Origin of the sequence: Streptococcus sp. LYSM12 (assembly GCF_004569635.1) — a bacterium.
Taxonomy (GTDB): Bacteria; Bacillota; Bacilli; order Lactobacillales; family Streptococcaceae; genus Streptococcus.
In genome coordinates this window covers 1-249 of record NZ_SPOZ01000093.1, presented here as the reverse complement: position 1 = coordinate 249, position 249 = coordinate 1, and the positions used below count along the sequence as shown (strand labels likewise).

Genomic DNA, 249 nt, shown 5'->3' with positions numbered 1-249 from the left:
CCGCAAAGACCCCTTGGAACTGGAGTTTGCCCTGCTTATCGGTCTTGACCATGGTCCGCAGGTTAATCGTGGTCTGACCCAGCCCATAATTCATATCGACAGGGTCGGGCACTGACCACTGGATGGTAAGGCTGGGCGCCTTGTCTGGAGTAAAGCCAATCTGACCCGCATTTTCAGCAGTAGCCTCTGTCGTATAGAAAGCCCCGCCATCTGCACCCTCGTCGGTCGCTGCGACGACCAGCCCATAGT

The 249-nt window shown here is 56.6% G+C and carries 1 protein-coding gene; it reads right to left on the bottom strand.

Annotated features, from left to right (window positions below):
* Positions 1 to 249, bottom strand: a 249-nt coding sequence (locus E4T79_RS10855) for a hypothetical protein (RefSeq protein ID WP_135030147.1), incomplete at both ends; no start/stop codon positions are given.